Annotated in this window: 27 protein-coding genes and 1 pseudogene; 15 read left to right on the top strand and 13 right to left on the bottom strand. The window is 60.6% G+C overall.

Annotation, left to right across the window (positions count from 1 at the left end; all coding sequences use genetic code 11):
* Positions 1-1,551: 1,551 nt before the first annotated feature.
* A pseudogene (locus ACP7C6_RS13260) lies at positions 1,552-1,884 on the top strand (GreA/GreB family elongation factor); the annotation flags it as partial.
* A gap of 43 nt (positions 1,885-1,927) precedes the next feature.
* Here ACP7C6_RS13260 and ACP7C6_RS13255 read toward each other — a convergent pair.
* Positions 1,928-4,438, bottom strand: coding sequence for an ABC transporter permease (locus ACP7C6_RS13255; protein WP_426108841.1), 2,511 nt, complete (start codon positions 4,436-4,438; stop codon positions 1,928-1,930).
* Positions 4,438-5,121 carry an ABC transporter ATP-binding protein gene (locus ACP7C6_RS13250; protein WP_005786391.1) on the bottom strand — a complete coding sequence of 228 codons (684 nt, stop codon included), beginning with the start codon at positions 5,119-5,121 and terminating at the stop codon, positions 4,438-4,440. Before ACP7C6_RS13250 ends, ACP7C6_RS13255 begins: the two co-directional genes overlap by 1 nt.
* 10 nt (positions 5,122-5,131) lie before the next feature.
* Here ACP7C6_RS13250 and ACP7C6_RS13245 point away from each other — a divergent pair, with 10 nt between their 5' ends.
* The 3 genes from ACP7C6_RS13245 (at position 5,132) to ACP7C6_RS13235 (ending at position 7,131) form a co-directional block, all read left to right on the top strand.
* Positions 5,132-5,737 (top strand): arylesterase, encoded by a 606-nt coding sequence (locus tag ACP7C6_RS13245; RefSeq protein ID WP_028615635.1) that lies wholly within the window; start codon positions 5,132-5,134, stop codon positions 5,735-5,737.
* 58 nt (positions 5,738-5,795) lie between these two features.
* Positions 5,796-6,089, top strand: coding sequence for a hypothetical protein (locus ACP7C6_RS13240; RefSeq protein WP_010211879.1), 294 nt, complete (start codon positions 5,796-5,798; stop codon positions 6,087-6,089).
* 73 nt (positions 6,090-6,162) lie between these two features.
* Positions 6,163-7,131, top strand: a complete 969-nt coding sequence (locus tag ACP7C6_RS13235) for a L,D-transpeptidase family protein (RefSeq protein WP_078047546.1) — start codon at positions 6,163-6,165, stop codon at positions 7,129-7,131.
* Between the two features lie 122 nt (positions 7,132-7,253).
* Here the strand turns inward: ACP7C6_RS13235 and oprI are convergent, their stop codons facing one another.
* Complete coding sequence (oprI, locus tag ACP7C6_RS13230; protein ID WP_003172710.1) at positions 7,254-7,505, bottom strand: outer membrane lipoprotei OprI; 252 nt, start codon at positions 7,503-7,505, stop codon at positions 7,254-7,256.
* Between the two features lie 613 nt (positions 7,506-8,118).
* Between oprI and ACP7C6_RS13225 the strand changes: the two genes are divergently transcribed.
* Positions 8,119-8,400 carry a GNAT family N-acetyltransferase gene (locus ACP7C6_RS13225; protein ID WP_003189869.1) on the top strand — a complete coding sequence of 94 codons (282 nt, stop codon included), beginning with the start codon at positions 8,119-8,121 and terminating at the stop codon, positions 8,398-8,400.
* Between the two features lie 64 nt (positions 8,401-8,464).
* On the opposite strand, the gene ACP7C6_RS13220 is transcribed toward ACP7C6_RS13225, so the two are convergent.
* Positions 8,465-9,541 (bottom strand): 3-deoxy-7-phosphoheptulonate synthase, encoded by a 1,077-nt coding sequence (locus ACP7C6_RS13220; RefSeq protein WP_016975370.1) that lies wholly within the window; start codon positions 9,539-9,541, stop codon positions 8,465-8,467.
* Positions 9,542-9,672: 131 nt separating this feature from the next.
* Positions 9,673-10,107 carry a PilZ domain-containing protein gene (locus ACP7C6_RS13215; RefSeq protein WP_028615637.1) on the bottom strand — a complete coding sequence of 145 codons (435 nt, stop codon included), beginning with the start codon at positions 10,105-10,107 and terminating at the stop codon, positions 9,673-9,675.
* Between ACP7C6_RS13215 and ACP7C6_RS13210 the strand changes: the two genes are divergently transcribed.
* The 5 genes from ACP7C6_RS13210 (at position 10,106) to cysB (ending at position 14,015) form a co-directional block, all read left to right on the top strand.
* Positions 10,106-10,492, top strand: a complete 387-nt coding sequence (locus tag ACP7C6_RS13210; RefSeq protein WP_068932282.1) for a thioredoxin — start codon at positions 10,106-10,108, stop codon at positions 10,490-10,492. The genes ACP7C6_RS13215 and ACP7C6_RS13210 overlap by 2 nt on opposite strands.
* Positions 10,489-11,442 carry a putative 2-dehydropantoate 2-reductase gene (locus ACP7C6_RS13205; protein WP_068932283.1) on the top strand — a complete coding sequence of 318 codons (954 nt, stop codon included), beginning with the start codon at positions 10,489-10,491 and terminating at the stop codon, positions 11,440-11,442. The genes ACP7C6_RS13210 and ACP7C6_RS13205 overlap by 4 nt, the downstream gene beginning before the upstream one ends.
* Positions 11,443-11,459: 17 nt before the next feature.
* A complete protein-coding gene (locus tag ACP7C6_RS13200) occupies positions 11,460-12,365 on the top strand; it encodes a 5'-nucleotidase (protein ID WP_068932284.1) in 906 nt (301 codons plus the stop codon).
* Between the two features lie 71 nt (positions 12,366-12,436).
* Entirely contained in the window at positions 12,437-12,937 is a 501-nt protein-coding gene (locus tag ACP7C6_RS13195) for a universal stress protein (RefSeq protein ID WP_028615641.1), read from the top strand.
* A 103-nt stretch (positions 12,938-13,040) separates the two neighbouring features.
* On the top strand, positions 13,041-14,015 hold the full coding sequence (gene cysB, locus ACP7C6_RS13190; RefSeq protein WP_010211864.1) for an HTH-type transcriptional regulator CysB: 975 nt from the start codon (positions 13,041-13,043) through the stop codon (positions 14,013-14,015).
* A 23-nt stretch (positions 14,016-14,038) separates the two neighbouring features.
* Here cysB and ACP7C6_RS13185 read toward each other — a convergent pair whose 3' ends face one another.
* Complete coding sequence (locus ACP7C6_RS13185; protein ID WP_028615643.1) at positions 14,039-14,521, bottom strand: GreA/GreB family elongation factor; 483 nt, start codon at positions 14,519-14,521, stop codon at positions 14,039-14,041.
* A 6-nt stretch (positions 14,522-14,527) separates the two neighbouring features.
* Complete coding sequence (locus tag ACP7C6_RS13180) at positions 14,528-14,896, bottom strand: hypothetical protein (RefSeq protein ID WP_028615644.1); 369 nt, start codon at positions 14,894-14,896, stop codon at positions 14,528-14,530.
* A gap of 132 nt (positions 14,897-15,028) precedes the next feature.
* Here ACP7C6_RS13180 and earP point away from each other — a divergent pair, with 132 nt between their 5' ends.
* Positions 15,029-16,162 carry an elongation factor P maturation arginine rhamnosyltransferase EarP gene (gene earP / locus ACP7C6_RS13175; RefSeq protein ID WP_426108840.1) on the top strand — a complete coding sequence of 378 codons (1,134 nt, stop codon included), beginning with the start codon at positions 15,029-15,031 and terminating at the stop codon, positions 16,160-16,162.
* A 49-nt stretch (positions 16,163-16,211) separates the two neighbouring features.
* Entirely contained in the window at positions 16,212-16,784 is a 573-nt protein-coding gene (locus ACP7C6_RS13170) for an elongation factor P (protein WP_028615646.1), read from the top strand.
* 65 nt (positions 16,785-16,849) lie between these two features.
* Here the strand turns inward: ACP7C6_RS13170 and ACP7C6_RS13165 are convergent, their stop codons facing one another.
* From ACP7C6_RS13165 to ACP7C6_RS13150, 4 genes are all read right to left on the bottom strand, one after another.
* Positions 16,850-17,866 carry an alpha/beta hydrolase gene (locus tag ACP7C6_RS13165; protein ID WP_068932287.1) on the bottom strand — a complete coding sequence of 339 codons (1,017 nt, stop codon included), beginning with the start codon at positions 17,864-17,866 and terminating at the stop codon, positions 16,850-16,852.
* A gap of 28 nt (positions 17,867-17,894) precedes the next feature.
* Complete coding sequence (locus tag ACP7C6_RS13160; protein ID WP_010176159.1) at positions 17,895-18,314, bottom strand: organic hydroperoxide resistance protein; 420 nt, start codon at positions 18,312-18,314, stop codon at positions 17,895-17,897.
* A gap of 174 nt (positions 18,315-18,488) precedes the next feature.
* Positions 18,489-18,941: a MarR family winged helix-turn-helix transcriptional regulator gene (locus ACP7C6_RS13155; RefSeq protein ID WP_028615648.1), complete on the bottom strand. Its 453-nt coding sequence runs from the start codon at positions 18,939-18,941 to the stop codon at positions 18,489-18,491.
* Between the two features lie 80 nt (positions 18,942-19,021).
* Positions 19,022-19,972 (bottom strand): LysR family transcriptional regulator, encoded by a 951-nt coding sequence (locus tag ACP7C6_RS13150; protein ID WP_028615649.1) that lies wholly within the window; start codon positions 19,970-19,972, stop codon positions 19,022-19,024.
* A gap of 109 nt (positions 19,973-20,081) precedes the next feature.
* On the opposite strand from ACP7C6_RS13150, the gene ACP7C6_RS13145 reads away from it, so the two are divergent.
* The gene (locus ACP7C6_RS13145) at positions 20,082-20,831 is read left to right on the top strand and encodes a sulfite exporter TauE/SafE family protein (RefSeq protein WP_426108839.1); all 750 of its coding nucleotides are present in this window, start codon (positions 20,082-20,084) and stop codon (positions 20,829-20,831) included.
* On the opposite strand, the gene ACP7C6_RS13140 is transcribed toward ACP7C6_RS13145, so the two are convergent.
* Complete coding sequence (locus ACP7C6_RS13140; protein WP_068932289.1) at positions 20,821-21,702, bottom strand: LysR family transcriptional regulator; 882 nt, start codon at positions 21,700-21,702, stop codon at positions 20,821-20,823. The two genes, ACP7C6_RS13145 and ACP7C6_RS13140, sit on opposite strands and share 11 nt — an antisense overlap.
* Positions 21,703-21,772: 70 nt before the next feature.
* Between ACP7C6_RS13140 and ACP7C6_RS13135 the strand changes: the two genes are divergently transcribed.
* Positions 21,773-21,979, top strand: a complete 207-nt coding sequence (locus ACP7C6_RS13135) for a DUF1127 domain-containing protein (protein WP_028615652.1) — start codon at positions 21,773-21,775, stop codon at positions 21,977-21,979.
* Between the two features lie 45 nt (positions 21,980-22,024).
* Positions 22,025-23,239, top strand: coding sequence for a winged helix-turn-helix domain-containing protein (locus ACP7C6_RS13130; protein ID WP_426108838.1), 1,215 nt, complete (start codon positions 22,025-22,027; stop codon positions 23,237-23,239).
* A gap of 164 nt (positions 23,240-23,403) precedes the next feature.
* On the opposite strand, the gene ACP7C6_RS13125 is transcribed toward ACP7C6_RS13130, so the two are convergent.
* Complete coding sequence (locus ACP7C6_RS13125; RefSeq protein WP_016975387.1) at positions 23,404-24,750, bottom strand: class II 3-deoxy-7-phosphoheptulonate synthase; 1,347 nt, start codon at positions 24,748-24,750, stop codon at positions 23,404-23,406.
* Positions 24,751-24,866: the final 116 nt, after the last annotated feature.

The following is a 24,866-nucleotide window of genomic DNA, read 5'->3' as shown; positions in this document are numbered from 1 at the left end:
AGGACAACAAGCCTGGGTCGGAGCCATTATAAAAAAATCAGGAATCATGCTTGACGCCTTAAGTACACTCGGTGTACTATATATTGAATTACTGTTATGATACTACCATTGCGCGGCGTAAAAATACACCCTTCTAAGGTGCCGCACCCGCACCCGCACCCGCACCCGCACCCGCACCCGCACCCGCACCCGCACCCGCACCCGCACCCGCACCCGCACCCGCACCCGCACCCGCACCCGCACCCGCACCCGCACCCGCACCCGCACCCCGCACCCGCACCCGCACCCGCACCCGCACCCGCACCCGCACCCGCACCCGCACCCGCACCCGCACCCGCACCCGCACCCGCACCCGCACCCGCACCCGCACCCGCACCCGCACCCGCACCCGCTGAGAACCAGTCGGCTCCAGTCGCTGCTCACTTGGGTTACCTCATTCTCTTTCTCTTCCAGCTTAGGCCCGCAGCCGTGGGCACATCATCATGAGTAGTGCTGGGCGATGTCGTGCTTGCTGAGATTTGACTCGCGACTGGCTAGAGGTTGGGGTGGTCATGTCGATGGCGAGGGTGTTGTCGACAGGTGCTCACCGGATTAATGCGTTTTGCTCCGATTCAGTGGGGTGGTGTCGGGAAGCGTTCACTTGAGGTGCTGCTGTGGGGCGGGCGTTCGCTCCGGTCGCGCTTCATGCTCCGGCCCAGGAGCAGATGGCATTTGGCGGTGGAGCTAGGAGGTCTGCCAGGACAAGGGGGCGTGCTACCTCGTGATGGTTTTGCGGGCTTCTTTTCTGGAATGTACTCCTCGGAGCTACTTTTCGGGTTCCATGCTTCGGGTGGGCGGTGTGCTGGATGAGTGGCGACGCTGCTTCTGGAAGGGTGAGCTCGATAGGTCACTTTATTCTCCGGTGCCCCTCCTGATGCCAACAGGGTGAAGTCGGCTCTAGCAGCTTGGGTGGATCAACGTCAGTGTCGTGCTGGGCGCCTTTCTCTTGGAGGTAATGCTTGATGGGATCGGTTGATGCGGGTGAGCTGCTTCGGGTTGGTACGAGCAGCCCTAGGACAGGCTTCATGGATGCCACCTTTCCAGTCGCACCTCATTCACAGCGCTTCTATTTATAAATAGCTTTCGTTCTGGCGGGACACTCTCCGGTAGGGGGCGCTTTGAAAATGGGGGGAGGTTTCTGGGGTGATGGGTGGTCTGGCGCTGGATCTTAGGATGCTTTTTTGAGGGGCGCTCCGGGTTGATTTATCAGTCTCTCTCGCTCCGAGGTGGGTGTCAGAAAAATGGCATTTTCTAGAGATGGCATTTTTTTGTTGGGGTGATCAGGGGAGGGGGTTCGGATTGGAGCGCACTCTGGGCGAGGCATTTTACTGGGCCCGCACCGCGCCGTGAGCTTGATGATTTCTTACGGAGTATTCAGTTTGGGAGGGGCGATCAGGCTTGGGAGGGGTGGGGGGAATGGCTTTCCGGAGTGGGATTGGGTTGGTGGGTGGGGATTGTGTGTGGATTCGGGAGTGGGGGAGGGAAATAGTAGTTCTGGGGTTGGGGTGATAATACCAGTACAACAAGAAACTGTTGCGTGAGATCGACCGTCGCGTGCGTTACCTGCGCAAGCGCCTGGAAGACATGCGGGTGGTGGAGTACATGCCCGAGCAAGAGGGCAAGGTGTTCTTCGGAGCCTGGGTGGACATCGAGAACGAGCAAGGTGAGACCAAACGTTTTCGCATCGTCGGATATGACGAAATTTATGATCGCATGGACTACATCTCCATCGACTCACCCATGGCCCGCGCGTTGTTGCGCAAGGAAGTAGACGATGAGGCCATCGTGCAGACCCCGGGTGGAGAAGTGTGCTGGTGGATCACCGGCATCGAGTATGTGAAGTGAGCAAAATCGGTCCGCGTTCAGTGATGAACGCGGACCGACTGTTTCATCCTTCGCGTAGCACGGTCAGCGGGCTGGCGTTGAGTGCGCGGCGAGTGCCGAATACACCGGCACCGCCGATCAATACGGCACCGATTACCGGCAGCAACAACAGCCACGGATGAGGCTGCCAGGCCAGGTCAAACGCATAGCGATACAGTACAAAGGTCACCAGCTCGGTCCCCAGCGCTGCGAGCAGGCCACTCACGGCACCCAGCAAACCGAACTCGATACGCCTGGCCTTGACCAGCAGCTTGCGTTCCGCGCCCAGTGCACGTAACAGCGCCCCTTGGCGGATACGCTCATCGAGGGTGGCTTGGAGGCCGGAGAACAGCACCGCCATCCCCGCCGCCAAGACAAACAGCAGTACGTATTCCACCGCCAGGGTCACTTGGGCGAGGATGCTGCGCAATTGTTCCAAGAGTGCTTCGACTTGCAGGATGGTTACCGCCGGGAAAGCACGGGACAGGTCGACGATCTGCTGGTCGTGCCCAGGCGCCAGGTAAAAGCTGGTCAGGTAGGTGGCGGGCAGGTCCTTCAAGGTGCCTGGTTGGAAAATCATGAAGAAGTTGGGCTGGAAGTTATCCCAGTTGATGGTCCGCAGGCTGGTCACCCGCGCTTCACGGTTTTCGCCGCCTACCGTGAACACCAGGTGATCATCGAGTTTTAGCTTGAGGCTTTGCGCCACCTTGGCCTCGACCGATACGCCGGGGATTTCATCGGTGGGTTGCTGTGACCACCACGAACCGGCGGTCAGGGCGTTGCCTGGTGGCAGGTCGGCAGCCCAGGTCAGGCTCAGGTCACGTTGTACCGCGCGATCGCCGCTGGAGTCCTTGCTGACGATTTCCTGCACGGGCTCGCCATTGATACTGATCAAGCGACCTGGCACCACCGGATACAACGGCGCGGACTGTGCCTGCAGTTCCAGCAGGCGGGCGCCGAACGCGTCCTTGTCGGCCGGCAGGATATTCAAGGCGAAATAGTTGGGAGCGTCCTTGGGCAGTTGGTTTTGCCAGGTGTCGAGCAGCTCGCCACGCAGCAGGGCGATCAAGCCCATGGAGAGCAGGATCAAACCGAATGCCAGGGATTGACCGGCTGCCGCCAGTGGATGACGCAACAGTTGGCCCAGGCCCAGTCGCCACGGCAACGAGGCGCGCGCCAGCAAGCGACGCAGGCTTTGCAACAGCAGCAGGAGCAGGCCGCCGAGTATCAGCGCAGCCACCACGCCGCCGCCGAGCAGGGCGAAGGTCAGCACCAGGTCGAGGCTCAGGCGCCACATGGTCAGGCCCAAGGCAAACAGCGCCGCGCCATAGACCATCCAGGTACTGGAAGGGATCGGCAGCAGGTCGCGCCGCAAGACCCGCAGCGGTGGCACGCCACCCAGCGCAGCCAGGGGCGGTAGGGCGAAGCCGGCGAGGGCGACCAGACCGGTGCCGATCCCGGCGATTGCCGGTAGCAGCCCGCCGGGAGGTACGTCTGCCGGCAGCAGGTCATGGAGGAAATAGAACAGGCCAAACTGCGCCAGCCAGCCGAGCAGGGCGCCGGTGAGGCTCGCCAGCAGTCCCAGTACGCTCAGTTGCAGGCTGAACAGCAACATGGCTTCACGTCGCGACAATCCCAGGCAACGCAGCAAGGCACTGGCGTCGAAGCGTCGGGTGGCGAAGCGATTGGCCGACAGCGCCACGGCCACACCGGCCAACAGCACTGCCACCAGGCTGGCCATGTTCAGGTAACGCTCGGCCTTGCCCAAGGCACCGCCGATCTGCTGGTTGCCGTCCCGCGAGTCCTGCAAGCGTTGGTTTGCGGCGAGCCCCGGCTTGACCAGGTCACGATAGGTTTGCAGCACGGTGCTGCCCTGTGGCCCGCGCCACAGTTCGCGATAACTCACGCGGCTGCCGGGCTGCACCACACCGGTGGCGTCCAAGTCTGCCAGATTGATCATCACCCTCGGTGTGAGGCTGTAGAAGTTGCCGGCACGGTCCGGCTCGTAGGTCAGCACGCGGGCCAGGCGCAGTGTCTTCATGCCCACATCGATGCTGTCGCCGACCTTGAGGTCCAGTGCCGTCAGCAGTCGCGCTTCCACCCAGGCTTCGCCGGGTTTCGGTCCGCCGCCTGGAGTTTCATCACCAAAGGGCGCAGCCGCGCTTTTCAGTTCGCCGCGCAGCGGGTACTGCTCGTTGACCGCCTTGATGCTGGAGAGCTGGATGCCGTTATCGGTGGCAATGACGCTGGAAAATTCCACGACGCGGGCGTGATCCAGGCCCAGTTCAGTGCCTGAGCGGATTTGCTCTGGCCGTGCTGGCGAGCTGCCTTCAAGTACCAGGTCGGCGCCGAGGAACTCGGTGGCGCGCAACAGCATCGCACCATTGAGGCGCGCACCGAAATAGCCGATGGCGGTGCTGGCGGCCACGGCCACCAGCAAGGCGAAGAACAACACGCGCAATTCGCCGGCGCGGGCGTCGCGCAGCAGTTGGCGCATGGCAAGGCTGAACAGGCGCAATAGCGGCAAACGTGCCATCAAGGCTCCAGGGGCGCGACCATCAGGCCGGCTTCAAGGCGGATCAGGCGTCGGCAACGATGGGCCAGGCGCTCGTCGTGGGTGACCAGCACCAAGGTCGTGCCGCTCTCTTTGTTGAGTTCGAACAGCAGGTCGCTGATGCGCTCGCCGGTGTGGCTGTCGAGGTTGCCGGTGGGTTCATCGGCAAACAGCACGTCCGGCTCCGCGGCAAAGGCGCGGGCAATGGCTACCCGTTGTTGCTCGCCACCGGAGAGTTGGCGTGGCGAGTGAGTCAGGCGTTGGCCCAGCCCGACACGCTCCAGCAGGTGCCGGGCGCGTTCGCGGGCATCTTTGCGGCCGTCCAGCTCCAGCGGCAGCATGACGTTTTCCAGGGCGTTGAGGCTGTCGAGCAGTTGGAATGACTGGAACACGAACCCTACGTGCTCGGCACGGATGCGCGCGCGCTGGTCTTCGTCGAGGGTACTGAGCGCCTGTCCAGCCAGGGTGACTTCGCCGCTACTGGGCAGGTCGAGGCCGGCCAGCAGGCCGAGGAGGGTGGATTTGCCGGAGCCGGAGCTGCCGACGATAGCCAGGCTATCGCCCTTGTTCAGTTCCAGGCTCAGTTCGTGCAGGATAGTCAGTTCACCTTCCGCGCTGGGAACCACTTTGCTAAGGTTCCGCGCGGTGAGAATGCTTGCGCCCATGGAGAATCCGATGCGAATGTGGTTTTTGAGTGCTGGCCTGGCCTTGATGTGCATGGCCCAGAACGCAGCGGCGGGTACAGTCCTGATCGTTGGCGATAGTATCAGTGCCGGTTTCGGCCTGGATACCAGCAAAGGGTGGGTTGCCCTGTTACAGCAACGGCTCAAGCAGGAAGGTTTCGACGATAAAGTGGTCAATGCTTCCATCAGTGGCGATACCAGTGCCGGAGGCCTGGCGCGGCTGCCGGCGGCGCTTGCAGAGCATAAACCGGACGTGGTGGTGATCGAGTTGGGCGGTAACGATGGCCTGCGCGGGCAGCCGCCTGCGCAATTGCAACAAAATCTTGCGTCGATGATTGACCAGTCCAAGGCCGGCGGGGCGAAGGTGTTGTTGTTGGGGATGCAGTTGCCACCCAATTATGGCCCGCGATACACCACTGCATTTGCCGAAGTCTATGGTGTGCTGGCCAAGGAAAAAAACGTTCCACTGGTGCCGTTTTTTCTGGATGGCGTGGGTGGCCACCCGGACCTGATGCAGGCCGATCAACTGCACCCGGCGGTCGGCGCTCAGGGCAAGTTGCTGGAAAATGTCTGGCCGACGCTAAAACCGCTGCTATGACGCTTTTCTACCGGCAGGCTTTCGGCTAAGGTGGCGCCCCCCCGATTTGGAGCCCCTGATGTCGCGTCCTGCCTGGTCCCTGTTTAACTACCAACTGATCGAGCCGGACGAGCAGCTGGATCTGTTCGCCTGCCAGGAAGTGCGGGTGCATCTGGTGGCGCGTCAACTGGAACTGGGCGGCTCCATTGATCGCACACTGTGCGGCACATTATTGCCTGCGCAACCGCGTTGGTCGCGGGTCGATCGTTCGATCTTCCAGGACCAGCGCCTGTGCCCTTTGTGCCGCGCCATCCTGGAGTCCCAGAAGCGGGGCACGCCGCCGATCTGGCCGGAGCTGCGTTTCGAGTTGTAGGGGGCAGCTAGAAGCGCGCTTCACGTATACAATCGATGTTTACCTACCCGTCGTTCTGCGAAGGATTTACCGGATGTTGTCGCGCCTTTCCGTCGTCACCTGCTGCCTGTCTCTCGCTGCACTCTGTGCGGCCGGTTCTGCGTCAGCCCTGCAGTTGCCCTTGCCACCACCAGGTGAAGACATCGTCGGCCAGGTCCAGGTGATCAAGGCCAAGTACGAAGACACCTTTGCCGACCTGGGCACCACCTATGACCTGGGTTACTCGGAGATGGTCGCGGCCAACCCAGGCGTGGATGCCTGGTTGCCGGGAGCGGGCACCGAGATCGTGTTGCCGACGCGCTTCATCCTGCCGCCGGGCCCGCGCGAAGGCATTGTGATCAACCTGGCGGAATATCGACTCTATTACTTCCCCAAGGGCCAGAACGTGGTCTACACGTTCCCGCTGGGGATCGGTCGTGAAGGCTGGGGTTCGCCCATCGCCCACACCAGCATCATTGCCAAGACCCCCAACCCAACCTGGACGCCGCCTGCGTCGATCAAGGCCGAGCACGCCGCCAACGGCGACCCGCTGCCCAACGTGGTGCCGGCCGGTCCGGACAACCCGCTGGGCCCGTTCAAGTTCACCCTGGGTACGCCGGGTTACCTGATCCACGGTTCCAACATGAAATTTGGTATCGGCACGCGTACAAGCCACGGCTGCTTCCGCATGTTCAACAACAACGTGCTGGAGATGGCGGGCATGGTGCCGGTGGGGACGTCGGTGCGCATCATCAACGACGCCTATAAGTTCGGTCGCAGTGGCGGCAAGGTCTACCTTGAAGCGCATACGCCGTTGAATGATGACGGGACGCCGTCGGTGGTCGACAAACACACCGCCGTCATCAACGCTTTGCTCAAGCGTGAAGACTTGGCCAACCAATTGCGCGTGAACTGGGACCAGGTGCGTGACGTGGTTGCGGCGGAAGACGGCTTGCCGACGGAAATCGGCGTGCCTGGCGCAGCCTCGGTGGCCGCCAGTGCGCCGATCGATCTGCAGCAGTAACGCTGTTTGATCAACAGCCCGCTACGGCGGGCTTTTTATTGCCCGCGATTCGGGCACAAACCCCAGGCAATAAAAAAGCCGACCCATAAATGGATCGGCTTGATAACAACCCCGAAGGATTATTACTTGCGGCTAGCTTTTTCAAGCATACGCAGAGCGCGCTCGTTAGCTTCGTCAGCAGTCTGTTGTGCTTTTTGAGCAGCAGCCAGAGCTTCATCAGCTTTACGGTAGGCTTCGTCTGCACGGGCCTGGGAGCGAGCTGCTGCGTCTTCAGTTGCAGTCAGACGAGCTTCGGTTTCTTTGGAGACGCTGCTGCAACCGGTAGCCAGAACTGCGGCCAGAGCCAGAGCAGAGAATTTCAGAACGTTGTTCATCGTGTTCCCCTTCAAGGACTTTCTATTAGATGGCTAGTTCGCCCAGAGTGAGCCAATAGCCGGCGTACATACTACCCATTACTTGTAGTAAGTAAACTGACGTAGCGCAAGAAGCAAAAAAAATTCTCGCGCCGAATCTATTTTGGCTAATCTTTTGGAGGTTTGTATAAAAACCGTCCAATTTTTTTCAAACAGGCAAGAATTGGATCCAGGCTGAAAGGGCCGGCCCGCATGTGTTAAGCCTTGTAAACAGATGAAAATTTATATATCCACGCTGACACTTTCGTTCAGCCTGGCTTTGCGTTGCCCAGCATCTTTTACGCATGTAGAGGTGACTTTAAGAGCGCCTGTTCGTCTTAAGGTTCAACTGCCGGCAATGTTCAGGCTTTCGATCCCAGGTTGATCGGAGCCCTTTCTATATCCACCAGCGGTAGGGGATGACGAGTGCGCCTTGAGCAATTGCAGGATTGGTGCTTACTATTCCCTACGTGCTGGTTGTAAGCGCTCAGGGTTTTCTCGTTGTCGAAACCGGCACGGGGTGGCGTAGATGTTCCTTCGCCGGAAAAACATCGGTAAGGTAGGGGTCAGAAACCAAGACCCGCGAGGAGTAGTGATGAGCGAGGCGTTGTCCATCCACCATGACCAGGCTGGTCATCAGTTCGAGACCAATGTGGACGGTCATCGTGCCTATCTGACCTATATGGACCTCGGCAAACAGACCCTGGATATCTATCGGACCTTCGTGCCCAACGCACTGCGGGGCCGGGGGATTGCGGCGGCACTGACCGAGGAAGCCTTGAAGTTCGCCGAAGAGGCTGGCTACACGGTGATCCCGTCCTGCTCCTATGTCGAACGCTACATGGAGCGCCATCAGCGCCATGCAGCGAAGCTGTAAACCGTAAACAACACCATGAAAAACGCCGGGCTTAGCCCGGCGTTTTTGTGTGCGCAGTTTAAAGTCAGGTGCGTTTGCGTTTAGGCAGAACGTCCTTGAGCTTGGCATGCATGCTGCGCAGCGTGTTTTCGGTGGCGGCCCAGTCGATGCAGGCATCGGTGATCGACACGCCATACTGCAAGTCGGCCAGGTCTTTAGGAATCGCCTGGCAGCCCCAGTTCAGATGGCTCTCGACCATCAGGCCGATGATCGACTGGTTGCCTTCCAGGATCTGGTTGGCGACGTTCTCCATCACCAGCGGCTGCAGGGCCGGGTCCTTGTTGGAGTTGGCGTGGCTGCAATCGACCATGATGTTCGGCTTGATCTTGGCCTTGTTCAGTGCCTGTTCGCACAGCGCAACGCTGACCGAGTCATAGTTGGGCTTGCCGTTGCCGCCGCGCAGCACCACGTGACCGTAGGCGTTGCCCTTGGTGGTGACGATGGACACGCCACCTTCCTGGTTGATACCCAGGAAACGGTGCGGGCTGGAGACCGATTGCAGCGCGTTGATCGCCACGGTGAGGCCACCGTCGGTGCCGTTCTTGAAGCCCACTGCCGAAGACAGGCCGGACGCCATTTCACGGTGAGTCTGGGATTCAGTGGTGCGTGCGCCGATGGCCGACCAACTGATCAGGTCCTGCAGGTACTGCGGGGAGATCGGGTCCAGGGCTTCGGTGGCTGTGGGCAGGCCCATCTCGGCCAGGTCCAGCAGCAACTGACGACCGATGTGCAAGCCGTCCTGGATCTTGAACGAGTCGTCCAGGTACGGGTCGTTGATCAAGCCTTTCCAGCCGACGGTGGTGCGTGGTTTTTCAAAATAGACGCGCATCACCAGGTAGAGGGTGTCGGACACTTCCGCCGCCAGCACTTTGAGGCGCTCGGCGTACTCGTGGGCAGCCTTGAGGTCGTGGATCGAGCAAGGCCCGATGACGACAAACAGGCGGTGGTCGGTGCCGTCGAGAATGTCACGGATGACTTCGCGGCCCTTGGTGACGGTCTGCAGGGCAGCGTCGCTCAGAGGGATCTCGCGCTTGAGCTGATCGGGCGTGATCAGAGTCTCGTTGGATTCGACGTTTAGGTCATTGATCGGTAAATCAGCCATCGTGTTACTCGTCAGGGTCACGGGTGCCGGCCGCCAGCCATCCCCGTGCGGCGGAGCACAGCATGATTTGAATGCAGGGGGGAGGAACCTTAGCGCGTAACACGGGCCCGCGACAATGGGCAAAGCCCGCTTTAATCCAGCGCTGGCGCCACAAAGGCCTCATGGGAGAACTCGCTGGCATGGCGCGATACCCACTCGCGGGCCAAGGCTTCGAGTTGCTGGGGAGTGGGTTTGGCGTCTTCGTGCTGGCGGCAGTAGCGCTCTATCCGGCATGCTTGTTCACCCATGCGTGCACCAAACAGCGCATGTTCATCGGTAAACGAGACACCCACACGGTAGCCGTTCTCCACCTTGCGGCACCATGCCACGTAGCCCGGATAACGCGCGCTGGCGCCGAGGGAGGGAATATGCAGATCAACCGCCGTGCCTTCGCGCCAGGCACGTGGCCAATGGCAAGCGATGCCGCCCAAACCGGCCGTGTGCAGGCGTTGGCGGGGGATGGCAGGAGAGGGACGTTGGATTAACTCGACAGCGACATCATCAGGGTGAGGTAAAAAACGACCCATGTACACGGACTCCGAGCACCGTCCAATTGACGGCGGTGGCAGCAGTATAGTGAAGGAACTGGAATTGACCGACCTGGATATTGACCAGCAATTGCTGGGATTGCCAGGTATTTCGCTGGTTGTGTTTACAAGCCATGGGTGTTCCAGTTGCCGGTGGGCGCGCCAGCAGTTGCCGGGGTGGCCGTTGCCAGTGGACCGGGTGTGTTGGGTGGACGCCGGGCATAACGGTGGGGCGGTCGAACGCTACCAGATCTTTCATTTGCCGGCGCTGTTCGTGGTGTGCGAGGGTCAATTCCTTGGGCAATTACAGACGCGTCTTACACCTACCGATCTAAACGACTCCATCCATCAAGCGCTTACCCGCACTCCAGAGGATCTGCCATGACCGCACAAGCCCCCCGCATTGGCATCATCGGCACCGGCGCCATCGGTGGTTTTTATGGATTGATGCTGGCGCGTGCCGGTTTCGATGTGCACTTCCTGTTGCGCAGTGAATACGCGGCGGTCAGCGAGCACGGCCTGCAACTGAATAGCACGGTGCATGGCCCTTTGCACCTGCACCCGGTGCAGGCATATGCCCGCGCCGCCGATATGCCGTCGTGCGACTGGTTGCTGGTGGGCACCAAGTCCACCGGCAATGTCGACCTCGCCCCCACCATCGCCCAAGTGGCGGCGCCGGACGCCAAGGTGGTGCTGCTGCAAAACGGCCTCGATGTCGAAGACAGTCTGCGTGAACACCTGCCAGCGTCGCTGCACCTGCTTGGCGGCCTGTGCTACATCGGCGTGCACCGCTCTGCCCCCGGCGTGATCGAGCACCAGGCGTTAGGCCGGGTCAACCTGGGTTATCACAGCGGCACGGCGGCCAATGATGAGGATGCGCAAAAGGCGATTGTCGAAGCCGGGGCAGCGCTGTTTCACGCGGCCGGCATCGAGTCCCAGGCCATGGCCAATGTGCATCAGGCCCGTTGGCACAAACTGGTGTGGAACGTGCCCTACAACGGCCTCTCCGTGTTGCTCGGGACAGGCACCACGGCGATGATGGCTGACGAATCCAGCCGCGAGCTGATCCAGGCGCTGATGGCTGAAGTGGTTCAGGGCGCTCACGCCTGCGGCCATGAAATCCCCAAGAGTTACGCCGAGCAGATGTTCACCATGACCGAAACCATGGACGACTACCTGCCGAGCATGTATCACGACCACGTGCACAAGCGCCCGCTTGAACTGGAGGCGATCTACGCAAGGCCACTCGCTGCCGCCAAGGCTGCAGGTTGCGAACTGCCGCGGATGCAGGCGCTGTACCAGGCCTTGAGTTTCATTGATCGGCATAACCGCTGAGTCGGGGGGGACACATTATGGCAAAGGGTTTGGGCGACAAACTGGTGCTGGCGATTTCATCGAGGGCACTCTTCGATTTGAGTGAAAGCCACAAGGTCTACCTGGCCGAAGGGGTCGAGACTTACCGCCAGTACCAGATCGAACACGAGGAGGAAATCCTCGAGCCCGGTGACGCCTTCCCGCTGGTCAAGAAGCTGCTCAGCCTCAATGCCAGCCTCGGCCGTGCCCGGGTCGAAGTAGTGCTGGTGTCGCGCAACAGCGCGGACACCGGCCTGCGCGTGTTCAATTCAATCCAGCATTACGGCCTGGACATTTCCCGCGCCGCTTTCGTAGGCGGGCGTAGTCCTTATCCTTATCTGGCGGCGTTTGGCTGTCATCTGTTTCTCTCGACCCATGCTGAAGATGTGCGCAGTGCCCTCGATGCCGGGTTTGCGGCGGCGACGATTCTGTCCGGCGGCCCGAACCGCGCCTCCAGCGAAGAACTGCGCATTGCCTTCGACGGCGACGCGGTGTTGTTTTCCGATGAGTCCGAACGGGTCTATCAGGCTGGCGGACTGGAAGCATTCCAGGCCAATGAACGGGAGTCGGCGCGCCAGCCTTTGCATGGCGGCCCTTTCAAAGGTTTCCTCGCAGCGCTCAACCTGTTGCAGCGCGAGTTTGCGGACGAAGCCTGTCCGATCCGCACCGCGCTGGTCACCGCCCGTTCCGCGCCGTCCCATGAGCGGGTGATTCGCACCTTGCGCGAGTGGGATATCCGCCTGGACGAATCGTTGTTCCTCGGTGGCCTGGAAAAATCCGCATTTTTGGAAGCCTTCGCCGCCGATGTGTTTTTTGATGACCAGGCCGGGCATTGCGAGAAGGCCATGGAGTTCGTCGCCACCGGGCATGTTCCCCATGGCATCAGTAATGAGGTGAAGTGCTAAGTCAGTCGAAGTCAGCAAGGCACTGCTAAGCTGATTTCATCTCCGCCATCCTGGCAGTTCCAGGGGGTTCTATGATCCGTTCGATGCTGTACGCCACAGACCTCGGTCTGTACGCGCCTTATGTGATGCAACATGCGCTGGCGCTGGCCCGAACGTTCAAGGCGGACCTGTATGTGATCCATGTGGTCGAGCCCATTGGGCTGTTCGCCGAATCGGTGCTACAGAGCTACCTTGATGAGAAGGCCCTGAATGAGTGGCAGAGCCAGGGGCTGACCACGGTGATGGCGACGATCGAGCAACGGGTGCTGGACAGTTTTCGCGAGGAGTTGGGGGAAGGCGAGCAAGACCTGAAGTTGATTCGCTCGGTACGGGTGATCCAGGGGGATCCGTGCGAGGTGATTCTCGACCAACTGCGCAAACTTTCCGTGGACCTGCTGATCGTCGGCAGTCATAGCCATGCAACCGCAGCGGCTACCCCGTTGGGGCGCACCGCTGCACGGGTGCTGCAGCTGTCTACGGTGCCGGTTTACCTGGTGCCTTCATTGCAACGTCGCCGCAGTGATGACGTGTGATGGGTGAAAACGATAAAAAGTTCTAGATTTATCCATCGAACCTTTAATATAGTTATATACCGTCGCTGATACCCGTGGCGTCTATCTGCTTTGAGGGACACATATGAAGCTTCAACAACTGCGCTACATCTGGGAAGTGGCGCACCACGACCTCAACGTTTCCGCTACCGCTCAAAGCCTGTACACCTCGCAACCCGGTATCAGCAAGCAGATCCGCCTGCTCGAAGACGAGCTGGGCGTCGAAGTGTTCGCGCGCAGCGGCAAGCACCTGACCCGCGTCACCCCGGCCGGTGAGCGCATTATCACCACCGCTGGCGAGATCCTGCGCAAAGTCGAAAGCATCAAGCAGATCGCCCAGGAATTCTCCAACGAGAAGAAAGGCACCCTGTCCATCGCTACCACCCACACCCAGGCGCGTTATGCATTGCCGCCGGTGATCCGCGATTTCATCAAGCAGTACCCGGATGTGGCGCTGCACATGCACCAGGGCTCGCCGATGCAGATCGCCGAGATGGCCGCTGATGGCACTGTCGATTTCGCCATCGCCACCGAGGCCTTGGAGCTGTTCGGTGATCTGGTGATGATGCCGTGCTATCGCTGGAACCGTTGCGTGGTCGTGCCTCAAGGTCATCCGTTGGCCAAGCTGCCGAAGTTGACCCTGGAAGCCTTGGCTGAATACCCGATCGTGACTTATGTGTTCGGTTTCACTGGCCGCTCCAAGCTCGACGAAGCCTTCAGCCATCGCGGCCTTACGCCTAAAGTGGTGTTCACTGCGGCCGACGCCGACGTGATCAAGACTTACGTGCGCCTGGGTCTGGGCGTGGGTATCGTCGCCAAAATGGCGGTCGACACGGCGCTCGACAAAGATCTGGTGGTGCTGGATGCCAGCGAACTGTTCGAGTCCAGCGTGACCAAGATCGGTTTCCGTCGTGGCACCTTCCTGCGTGGCTTCATGTGCGATTTCATCGAGAAATTTGCGCCGCACCTGACCCGTGAAGTCATGGCCAAGGCGATCCAGTGCCACAACAAGCAGGAACTGGAAGCGTTGTTTGATGGCGTTGAGCTACCCGTTCATTAAGTGAATGAATGCGCTCCTACAGGTTATTTGGCGTCGGTAACCGTGAAGTGTTGCCGAGCGCCCGCCACCAGAATCTCCACCTCATCGCCTTCGAACTTGCCCAGCAGGCTTTTGCCCAGCGGCGAGCGCGGGGTGATGACGGTGACCGGTTGCCCGACCACATCCACTTTCAAACCTGCCGCATCTGGCGCCAAAAACAGCCATTGCTGGCGACCGTTCTCGTCTTCCAGCCCCAGTAGCGCGCCAATTTCTATACCGCGTTGATCATCAAAGGCCCGCAGCTGCATGCTCTGGCATAACGCCAACGCCTGCTTGATCTCCTCCACGCGTTTGGCTTGCCCCGCCGCCAGGTAGGAAGCCTCCAACCCCAGGGTGTCGTATTTGTTCTCCGCAATGTTTTCTTCGTGGGTCGCGGTTTCGTAAGCGGTCTGCGCTGCGCGTTGGGCAATATCGAGATCAAGGGCGAGCTTCTCTAATACAAGCTGGTGTACGGCATGTTTATTCATTGGTCATCAATCGCAGAATTGCAGGACATTGGCCCGGGTCTTTTCGTTGGGGGCGTTCTGGTCCTGTTGCAGCCAGAACTGGCATTTGGGGTTGGACAGGTTGCGCGCATTGTTGCGGGCCTGGTCCAGGGTTTGCTGCTGTTCCTGCTTCTGCAAGTTCTGCTGGTACTGCTCGAACATGCGGTTTGGCGGTTCAGGTGCCACCACCGCTGGCTTGCCCAATTGCTGCACGGCTTGGGCCACCGGCGCCAGGCTTTGCGGGAACAGGTAGCGCGAGGCCAGCCAAGCCGTCAGCGCGAGGGCGATAAACCCCAGCCACACGCCAAACGCGATTGCAGCGCTTAGCTTGAACAGCGATAACGGACGATCGGACATGATGGCCTCCTGGCGGGCATAAACGGCGTGGCGGCGATTGTCGCACAGCCACCGTGCAGAATAATCGCGATCAAGCCTTCTGCATCCGCGCATTTATGCGGACAATCGAGCCTTTGAGCATTGGAGCCCGGAATGAAAGCCCGCTGGGATATTTTTTGTAGCGTCGTCGACAACTACGGCGATATCGGCGTGACCTGGCGCCTGGCTCGGCAGTTGGTGGCGGAGCACGCCTGCGATGTGTGCTTGTGGGTCGATGACCTGCGGGCATTCGAGCGCATGTGCCCGCAAATCGATGTGCAGCAAGACCTGCAATGGCAGGAAGGCGTCGAAGTGCGCCACTGGCCCGCCAAGTGGGTGAAGGTGCCGGCAGCCGACGTAGTGATTGCCGCGTTCGCCTGTCAGTTGCCGCCCGACTATATGGAAGCCATGGCCGAGCGCGAACGTGTGCCGTTGTGGATGAACCTGGATTACCTGAGTGCCCAAGACTGGGTGGTGGGCTGCCATCGGCTGCCGTCGGTGAAATTCAAGGGCGTGCAGAAGTACTTCTTCTTTCCTGGGTTCCGACCTGGCACCGGCGGCCTGTTGCGTGAGGCGGGATTGCTGGAGCGGCGTAGGGCGTTTCAGCAGGATGCCGGCGCGCAGCGAGACTTCCTGCAAGCCTTGGGCATAGTTCCCGCACTGGATGCGCGGCTGATCTCACTTTTCGCCTACGAAAACGTGGGGCTCGCCAGTTGGCTGGACGTGTTATCGACGGACGGGTGTGCCACTCATCTGTTGGTCCCCGAGGGACGTATCCTGGGCGACGTGCAGCGCTGGCTCGGTGTGGACCGGCTGGTCGCAGGGGATATCCAGCAACGCGGATCGCTGACGGTGCAGGTCATCGCTTTCGTGCGCCAGGAACAATACGACCGCTTGCTGTGGTGCTGCGACTTCAATGCCGTGCGCGGCGAAGACTCGTTCGTGCGTGCCCAATGGGCAGGGCGTCCGCTGCTCTGGCACATTTACCGACAGGACGAAGACATCCATCTCGACAAACTCGATGCCTTCCTGGAGCTGTACACCGCCGACTTGTCTCCAGCGGCAAGCGCTGCTTTGATCGGTCTCTGGCAGGCCTGGAACACGGAGGGCGACATGGCCCAACCGTGGAAAATGCTGCTGGAACACTGGCCGGAAGTGAATCTGCACGCCGAAGCATGGTGTCTGGAACAGGGTTTGCAGGCCGATCTTGCGACGGCGCTGGTGCAGTTTTATGAAAGTTGGATATGATACGCCACCTTGAATTTTGTAAATCCCATCCAAATTTCGGATATATGCAATGAAAACTGGTAAAGAACTGAAACCCGGTACAGTGATCCGTCTCGAAAACGACCCTTGGCTGGTTCAGAAAGCTGAGTTCACCAAGTCTGGTCGTAACAGCGCAATCATGAAGACCAAGCTGAAGAACCTGCTGACCGGTTACAAGACCGAGATCGTCTACAGCGCCGATGACAAGCTGGATGACGTGATCCTCGACCGCAAAGAAGCGACCCTGTCCTTCATCAGCGGCGACACCTACACGTTCATGGACACCACCGACTACACCATGTACGAGCTGAACGCTGAAGACATCGAAGCCGTTCTGCCGTTCATCGAAGAAGGCATGGAAGACGTCTGCGAAGCTATTTTCTTCGAAGAGCGCCTGGTTTCCGTAGAGCTGCCGACCACCATCGTGCGTAAAGTGGCCTACACCGAAGGTTCCGCTCGCGGCGACACTTCGGGCAAAGTCATGAAGCCTGCCAAGCTGGCTAACGGCACCGAGCTGCAAGTCGCTGACTTCATCGAAATCGACGACCTGATCGAGATCGACACCCGCGAAGGCGGTTCGTACAAAGGTCGCGCCAAGAAGTAATTCTGGCCCTGCCGATACGAAAAAAAGCCCGACCTTGAGTCGGGCTTTTTCGTGGGCGTTACGTTTTACTTCAGGTGTTGCTTCAATTCATCCGAGGCCTGGAGCAGTGCCGAACGCACCGCTGGGACTTGGCTGACCACGTTGAGCAAACCGTAGTCGTGGATCATGCCGTTGTAGCGCACGGCGGTCACCGGCACACCGGCGGCGTCCAGCTTGCGGGCGTAGGCTTCGCCCTCATCACGCAGCACGTCGGCGCCGGCGGTCTGGATCAGGGCGGGCGGCAGGCCCTTCAACTGATCAATGCTGGCCCGCAGCGGCGAGGCGTAGATCTCGGCGCGTTGCTTGGCGTCGGTGGTGTAGTTGTCCCAGAACCACTTCATCATGTTGCGGGTGAGGAAGTGACCTTCGGCATATTGGTTGTAGGAACCGGTGTCGAAGTTGGCGTCGGTCACTGGCCATAACAGCACTTGGAACTTGATGGCCGGGGTGCCCTTGTCCTTGGCCATCAGGCTGACCACCGCTGCCATATTGCCGCCGACACTGTTGCCCGCGACCGCCAGGCGCTTGCCATCGACGTTAATCTCTTGGCCATGCTCGGCCACCCATTTTGTGGCGCCGTAGGCCTGGTTGATCGCCACCGGATAATGCGCTTCCGGCGAAGGCGTGTAATTGACGAACACCGCCACCGCCCCCGAACCCACGACCAGGTCCCGCACCAGGCGTTCATGCGTCGGGTAATCCCCCAGCACCCAGCCGCCGCCGTGGAAGAACATGAACACAGGTAAGGTGCCCTTGACCCCGGCCGGACGCACGATGGTCAGGTCCAGCGGCTTGCCATCGACCTGGATGGTCTTCTGGCTCACCTCTGCGGCTGGCAAGGTCAGCTTCACACCCGCCTGGGCGCCGGTCAGAACAGCACGGGCGTCCTTGGGCGTCAGTTGTTCCATCGGTTTGCCGGTGCCGGCGTTCAACACATCCAGAAAGGCTTGGGTGTTGTGTTCAACTTCACCTGGCGCCGCAAAGGCGTGGGTGACGGACAGGGCGAGCAGGGTGCCGGTGAGTGCTTTACCAATTGTGTTCATTGCGTTCTCCAGGGGCGGCCGAGGTCATTTAGACAGTCACGTGCAGGCGTACATCGACGTTGCCACGGGTGGCGTTGGAGTACGGGCAGACTTGGTGAGCGGCGTCGACCAGGCTTTGCGCGTCGTCTTGAGCCAGGCCGGGCAGGCTGATGTGCAGGTCAATATCCAGGCCGAAACCACCGGGGATCTGGCCGATGCCGACGTGGGCAGTGATCGAGGCGTCATCCGGGATTTTGCGTTTGGTCTGGCTGGCGACGAATTTCAGAGCGCCGATGAAGCAAGCCGAGTAGCCGGCAGCGAACAGTTGTTCAGGGTTGGTGGCCTGGCCACCGGCACCGCCCAGTTCTTTGGGGGTGGAGAGCTTGACGTCGAGGATGTTGTCGCTGGAAACAGCACGACCATCACGGCCGCCGGTGGCGGTAGCTACTGCGGTATAGAGCGTTTGCATGGTGTTTTCCTTTTTGGTTATTAGCGCTAAATGTTTGCGCGCTAAGTAGTTGGTGAGGCGAATGTATAGCGCTAATGTTTTGCGCGCAAGATAAATTTATAGAAATATTCTGAGGCGGGGACGAACGGTCATTTTCTGCGGGCGCTGCGGACGCGACGCCCTTGATGGGAGAGGTTAAATGTTGCCTTGCAGGTTGGCGCGCAAGGCAATCAGGTCGCCCTGCAACTTGCGCAATTGCTCCAGCTCCAGGCCGCTGGCGCCGAGGATGCACTGGGGTATGCCCATGGCCTTGTCCTGCAGGGCGCGGCCGGCGTCAGTCAATTCCACGACCACCACGCGTTCATCTTCGCGGCTGCGGGTGCGACTGAGCAGGCCTTCAGCTTCCAGGCGCTTGAGTAGCGGCGTGAGCGAACCCGGATCGGTCAGCAGGCGACTGCTGATTTCGCCGACAGTCAAACCATCCTCTTCCCACAGCACCATCATGGCCAGGTACTGCGGGTAGGTCAGGCCGAGTGCTTGCAGCAGTGGCTTGTAGACCTTGGTCATCAGCAGCGAGGTGGAGTGCAGGGCGAAGCACAGCTGGTTGTCCAGCATCAGGGATTCGCACGGGTCGGGATTTTTGCTCATGGCGGTGCCTCCGGAAAACGTATCTGTGCTGGAATCTAGCGGGCAAATCTTTAATGCGCCAGATAATTCTGTCCGAGCGGTCAGACCAAGCCACTTTGCAAGGCCAGGTCCCAGGGCGGCACGGGGCTGAAACGGGTTTTGAGGTATTCCAGCAACAAGCGGCTGCGTGCGTTGGGTTGCTGTTCCAGGCGCAGCGCATAGATCCCGGTGGTTTCCGGGCTAGGCAGGCCATTTTCGCAAAACAGTGGTAGCAATTCGCCGCGCACCAGGTATTCACTGGCCAGCCACGTGGGCAGGTGGGCAATGCCCAGTCCGGCCAGGGCGCCGGACAGCAAGGCTTCGGCGTTGTTGGCACTCATGCGGATGCGACGTGGACGATAGGTCGCGCGGCGTCCATCCAGCTCGAAGCGCCAGGCGAACGTGGGCGCCAGGCCATCCCAGTCCAGCCCGTCGTGCTCGCTCAGCTCCCGAGGGTGGTTTGGCGTGCCACGGCTTTTCAGGTAGGCCGGGCTGGCACAGGCGATACGCACGATGCTCGCCAGGGGCGTGGCGATCAGCCGCGTGTCGACGAGATGCCCGGCACGCAGCACCAGATCAACCTTGCCCAGGTGTGCGCCTTGCATGTCCACAAAGCTGTCGATCAGATGCAGGTGCACGTCCAGCCCGGGGTACACATTCAGGAAGTCGGCAATCACTGGCGCCAGGTGCCGTCGACCAAATGCTGCCGGCGCATCCACCCGAATCAGGCCCTCCGGGGCATGGCTCAAAGACACCGCCTCGGCTCGCGCCAACTGCAATTCGCTGACGATCCGCCGCGCCCGCTCGGCAAAGGCCAAACCCGCCGGGGTCGCCACCACCGCGTGGGTGCTGCGCTGGAACAAGCGGCTGCCCACCGAGCTTTCCAGGCTGTCGATACGCCGCGCCACGGCAGAGGGCGTCAACGGATGACGGCGTGCGGCAGCGGAAAAACTGCCGGTTTCCAGCACGTCGAGAAACAGGCTCAGTTGATCAGTCAGGGTATTCGGGTTCATCGAAAGATCGCTTATGCGAGATTGGCACAACCATTGTGCGTTGCTGTGCGTTTCCGTGCCAGCGTCGACTGCGTAGCATGCAATTCCTGGGATTGTGGAGTGACAAGCGGTGTTGGATTTAGCGATGTACCTGGTATTGGGCGCCGCCCTCGGCACGGTGGGCGGCCTGTTTGGCATTGGCGGCGGGCTGATCGCGATCCCGGTGCTGGGCGTGTTGTTCGGCCTGGATCAGCAGTTGGCCCAGGGCACGGCGCTGGTGATGGTGGTGCCTAACGTAATGCTGGCGCTGTGGCGCTACCACCAACGCAACCGTATCGAATTGCGCCATGCGCTGCCGTTGGGCGTCATGGGATTCAGTTTCGCCTGGCTCGGGTCGATCTGGGCGGTAGGCCTGGACGCTGGCGAGATGCGCATTGGTTTTATTGTCTTCCTGATGACGCTTTCGGCCTACAACCTGGTGCGCATGTTCACCCGCAATGCGCCACCAACGGCGCAGATGCGTTACTCCTGGCCATGGCTCGGGGTGCTGGGGGCGGCGTCCGGCTCCATGGGCGGTCTGTTCGGTGTGGGCGGCGCAGTGGTTGCCACGCCCGTGCTGACCAGTGTGTTCGGCACCACCCAAGTGGTTGCCCAAGGCCTGTCCCTGGCCCTGGCATTGCCGAGTACCGGCGTGACACTGGTGACCTACGCTTGGCACCAGGAAGTGGATTGGATGATCGGCGTGCCCTTGGCCGTCGGTGGTCTGCTCAGTATCAGTTGGGGCGTGAAAGTCGCCCATGCCCTGCCAGAGCGCGTACTGCGCGGGCTGTTCTGCGGCTTCTTGGTGGTGTGCGCGGTGATGCTGACCTTTAAAGTCTGAAACCTTCGATGATGTAGTCCGCCAGGCAATCGGTGATGGGCGAATTCATCCGCGTGTTACGCAGCAAATGCAGATTCATTGACGGCAATGGCGGGAAACCCTCGTCGCGGCCGAGTATGCGCAGGTCATCGGTCACCAGGCTCTCCATGCTGACCATCACCGCCAGGCCCGCATTGACCACGGCCTGGATCGCCGACACGTTGGAGCTGTGGTAGGCCAGGCGGTAATCGCGCCCGGCCGCGTCCAGTGCCGAGCGGGCCCACTGGGTGTACAGGCAGTCGGCGCCGGACATCGCCAGGGGCAGCGAGTCGTGCTCATCGCTGCAGAAGCACGGCGCTGCCGCCCACACCATGCGCTCGGTGCGCAACAGTTCACCGATCTCATTGCCAGGCTCGCGACTGACAACGGTCAGTGCCAAATCCCGGCGCTGCATCAAAACCGTGGACGCCTCGCAGTGCATCTCGATCTGGATCAGCGGGTACGCCTTGGAAAACTGCTTGAGGATGCCCGGCAGGAACCGCATCACGTAGTCGTCTGGTGTACCGATGCGCACCAATCCCACCATGTGCGGCTCACGCAGGGTATTGAACACCTCGCTGTGCAGTTTCAAGATGCGCCGCGCATACCCCAACAACACCTGGCCTTCGGGTGTCAGCCGAACCTGCCGGCCATCGCGCTCGAACAGCTTGCGCTGCAATACGTCTTCCTCCAGGCGCTTCATCTGCATGCTCACCGCCGACTGGGTGCGGTTTACGAGTTCGCCAGCGCGGGTGAAACCGCCTTGGTCGGCGATGGCGACGAAGGTGCGCAGGACTTCAGTGTCGATGCTCGGGAAGCTGGACAATTGATCAATCTCTGAGATGTATTGCATAAGAAACATTCGTTGGATTGATCTTAAGCCCAGGCACACACTTGCGCCATCCCCACTGGAGGGCGAGAAGATGAAAGGTCAAAGAGGTTTTGTGTTGATGGCGAAACGTCCGTTTGCCGGGCTGGTTCACAAGATTGTCCGGTGGCAGGCGCTGCATGAGGAGCGCCAGATGCTGGCGACCTTGAGTGATGATGCGCTCAAGGATATCGGCCTCAGCCGCGGCGATGTCGAGCACGAGCGCCACCTGCATTTCTGGCAGGATCCGCTGCGAAAATGATCGCGGATGCAGTAGGGTAGTCGGCGAGCCCACACGGAGAGCCCCATGCCCGCCGATCTGTCTTTTTCACTCAAGCAAGCTCGACGCATGGCGCTGGCGGCCCAGGGATTTTCCGGGCGCCAGGCGCCGGCACTGATCAAGGCTGTGCACCTCAACCGCATGATCGAACGCCTAGGGGTGTTGCAGATCGATTCGGTCAATGCCGTGGTACGTTCCCATTACCTGCCGCTGTTTTCCCGCTTGGGCAACTACTCCCCGTCGATCCTTGAGCAGGCTGCCTGGAGCCAGGGGCGACGGCGTTCCCTGTTTGAGTATTGGGGGCATGAAGCCTCTTTGCTGCCGATGGCGTTGTACCCGTTGATGCGCTGGCGTATGCAGCGGGCGCAGCAGGGGCGGGGCATCTATTCGCAAATGGCGCGTTTTGGCCGTGAGCAGCAAGCCACCATTCAGCGGGTGTTGCAGGCGGTCGAGCAGCAAGGCGCATTGGGGGCTGGCAGTTTGTCGACCCGTGAGGAGCGCGCCGGTCCGTGGTGGGATTGGAGCGATGAAAAACATGCACTGGAATGGCTGTTTGCCGCCGGCTTGGTGACGGTCGCCGGCCGACGCGGTTTTGAACGGCTCTACGACTTGCCGGAGCGGGTCATCCCCAGCGATATCTTTCAAACCGCTGTGACTGAAGCCCAAGCCCAGCGTGGTTTGTTGCTGCACAGCGCCACCGCGTTGGGCGTGGGGACTGAAAAAGACCTGCGCGACTACTTCCGCCTCGATCCGGCCGACAGCCGCATTCGTCTTGCCGAACTGGTGGAGGACGGTCAACTGCGGGTTTGCCAAGTGCAAGGCTGGAAACAGCTGGCTTACTGCCTGCCCGATCCGAAAGTGCCGCGCAAAGTGCCGGCCAGTGCGTTGCTGTCGCCGTTCGATTCGTTGGTCTGGGAGCGCAGCCGTACTGAGCGACTGTTCGATTTCCGCTACCGCCTCGAGATCTACACCCCGCAAGACAAGCGGGTGTACGGCTACTACGTGCTGCCGTTTCTGCACAACGAGCGGATTGCTGCGCGTGTGGACCTGCGCGCCGAACGCGCCAATGGGCGCCTCGCGGTGCACGCCGTGCATGAGGAGGAACCGGGATTGGATGATGAGGGGATGGCGGCGCTGGCGTCGAACCTGTTGCAAATGGCCGACTGGCTTGGACTGGAACAGGTCCAGCTCAATTGCCAGCGGCCAAGTGCCGACAGGTTGCGGGTGGCAATGTTGTTGTGAGCGGGCTTTTTGTGGTGAGCGGGCTTGCCCCGCGCTGGGCTGCGAAGCAGCCCCAGTAAGACCACTGAATTTCTTCAGATAGAACACAGTGACTGGTTTGGGGCCGCTGCGCAGCCCAGCGCGGGGCAAGCCCGCTCACCACAAGAGGCCCGTTCGCTCAAAGGTCAGCGCTTGACTTGCTTTAGTGTCTCGGCAATCAGAAACGCCAACTCCAGCGACTGATCGGCATTCATCCGAGGATCGCAGTGGGTGTGATACCGATCCGACAAGCCATCTTCGGTGATCGGTCGCGCGCCGCCGATGCATTCGGTGACGTTCTGCCCGGTCATCTCGATATGGATCCCGCCGGCATATGTGCCCTCGGCCTGATGCACCTGGAAGAAATCCTTCACTTCACCCAGGATCTGCGCAAAGTCGCGAGTCTTGTAGCCGCTGCTGGCCTTGATGGTGTTGCCGTGCATCGGGTCGGAACTCCATAGCACCTGCTTGCCTTCGCGCTGCACGGCACGGATCAAGCCTGGCAAATGATCACCGACCTTGCCCGCACCCATGCGTGCAATGAGGTTGAGGCGGCCAGGGTCGTTGTCCGGGTTGAGGATGTCGATCAGGCGGATCAGGTCATCCGGGTTCATGCTCGGGCCGACCTTGACCCCGATCGGGTTGTTCACCCCGCGCAGGAACTCGACGTGGGCACCGTCCAGTTGGCGGGTGCGGTCGCCGATCCAGAGCATGTGCGCCGAGCAATCGTAGTAATCGTTGGTCAGGCTGTCGCGGCGCACAAAGGCTTGCTCGTAGTTGAGCAGCAGCGCTTCGTGAGCGGTGAAGAAGCTGGTTTCGCGCAGTTGCGGCGAGCTGTCCATGCCGCAGGCGCGCATGAACGCCAGGGTTTCGTCGATACGGTCGGCCAGTTGGCTGTACTTCTCGGCCAGCGCGGAGTTGGCGATGAAATCCAGGTTCCATTTGTGCACCTGGTGCAGGTCGGCAAAACCGCCTTGGGCAAAGGCGCGCAGCAGGTTGAGGGTGGCGGTGGACTGGTGGTAGGACTGCAACAGGCGGTCCGGGTCCGGCACACGGCTTTTTTCGTCGAAACCAATACCGTTGACGATGTCGCCACGGTAGGCGGGCAGGGTGATGCCGTCGATGGTTTCATCGTTGGCCGAGCGCGGCTTGGCGAACTGGCCCGCCATGCGCCCGACTTTCACCACCGGGCAGCCGGCGGCAAAGGTCATCACGATCGCCATCTGCAGCAGCACCTTGAAGGTGTCGCGGATCTTCGCCGCAGAGAACTCGGCAAAGCTCTCGGCGCAATCGCCGCCTTGCAGCAGGAACGCACGGCCCTGGGTCACTTCGGCAAACTGACGACGCAACTCGCGGGCTTCCCCGGCAAACACCAGTGGCGGATAGCTGGCCAGGTTCTGCTCCACTTGCAACAAGTGCGCAGCGTCCGGGTACTGGGGTTGTTGCTGGATCGGCAGGGCGCGCCAGCTGTCGGGGCTCCAGGGTTGGCTCATCATGAACTCGATTGGCTGATTGACGGTGGGGCGCCAATGTTATCAGCAATTAGTGCGTGACCTGTTGCCGCCGGTTGGCCGACAATCGCGCTTTTGCCGTGCGGTAAACCCTTTAG

The sequence above is a fragment of the Pseudomonas sp. TWR1-1-4 genome (assembly GCF_049897165.1).
GTDB lineage: Bacteria > Pseudomonadota > Gammaproteobacteria > Pseudomonadales > Pseudomonadaceae > Aquipseudomonas > Aquipseudomonas canadensis.
The sequence above is the reverse complement of the archived record's forward strand: the minus strand, read 5'-3'. Positions and strand labels throughout refer to the sequence as shown.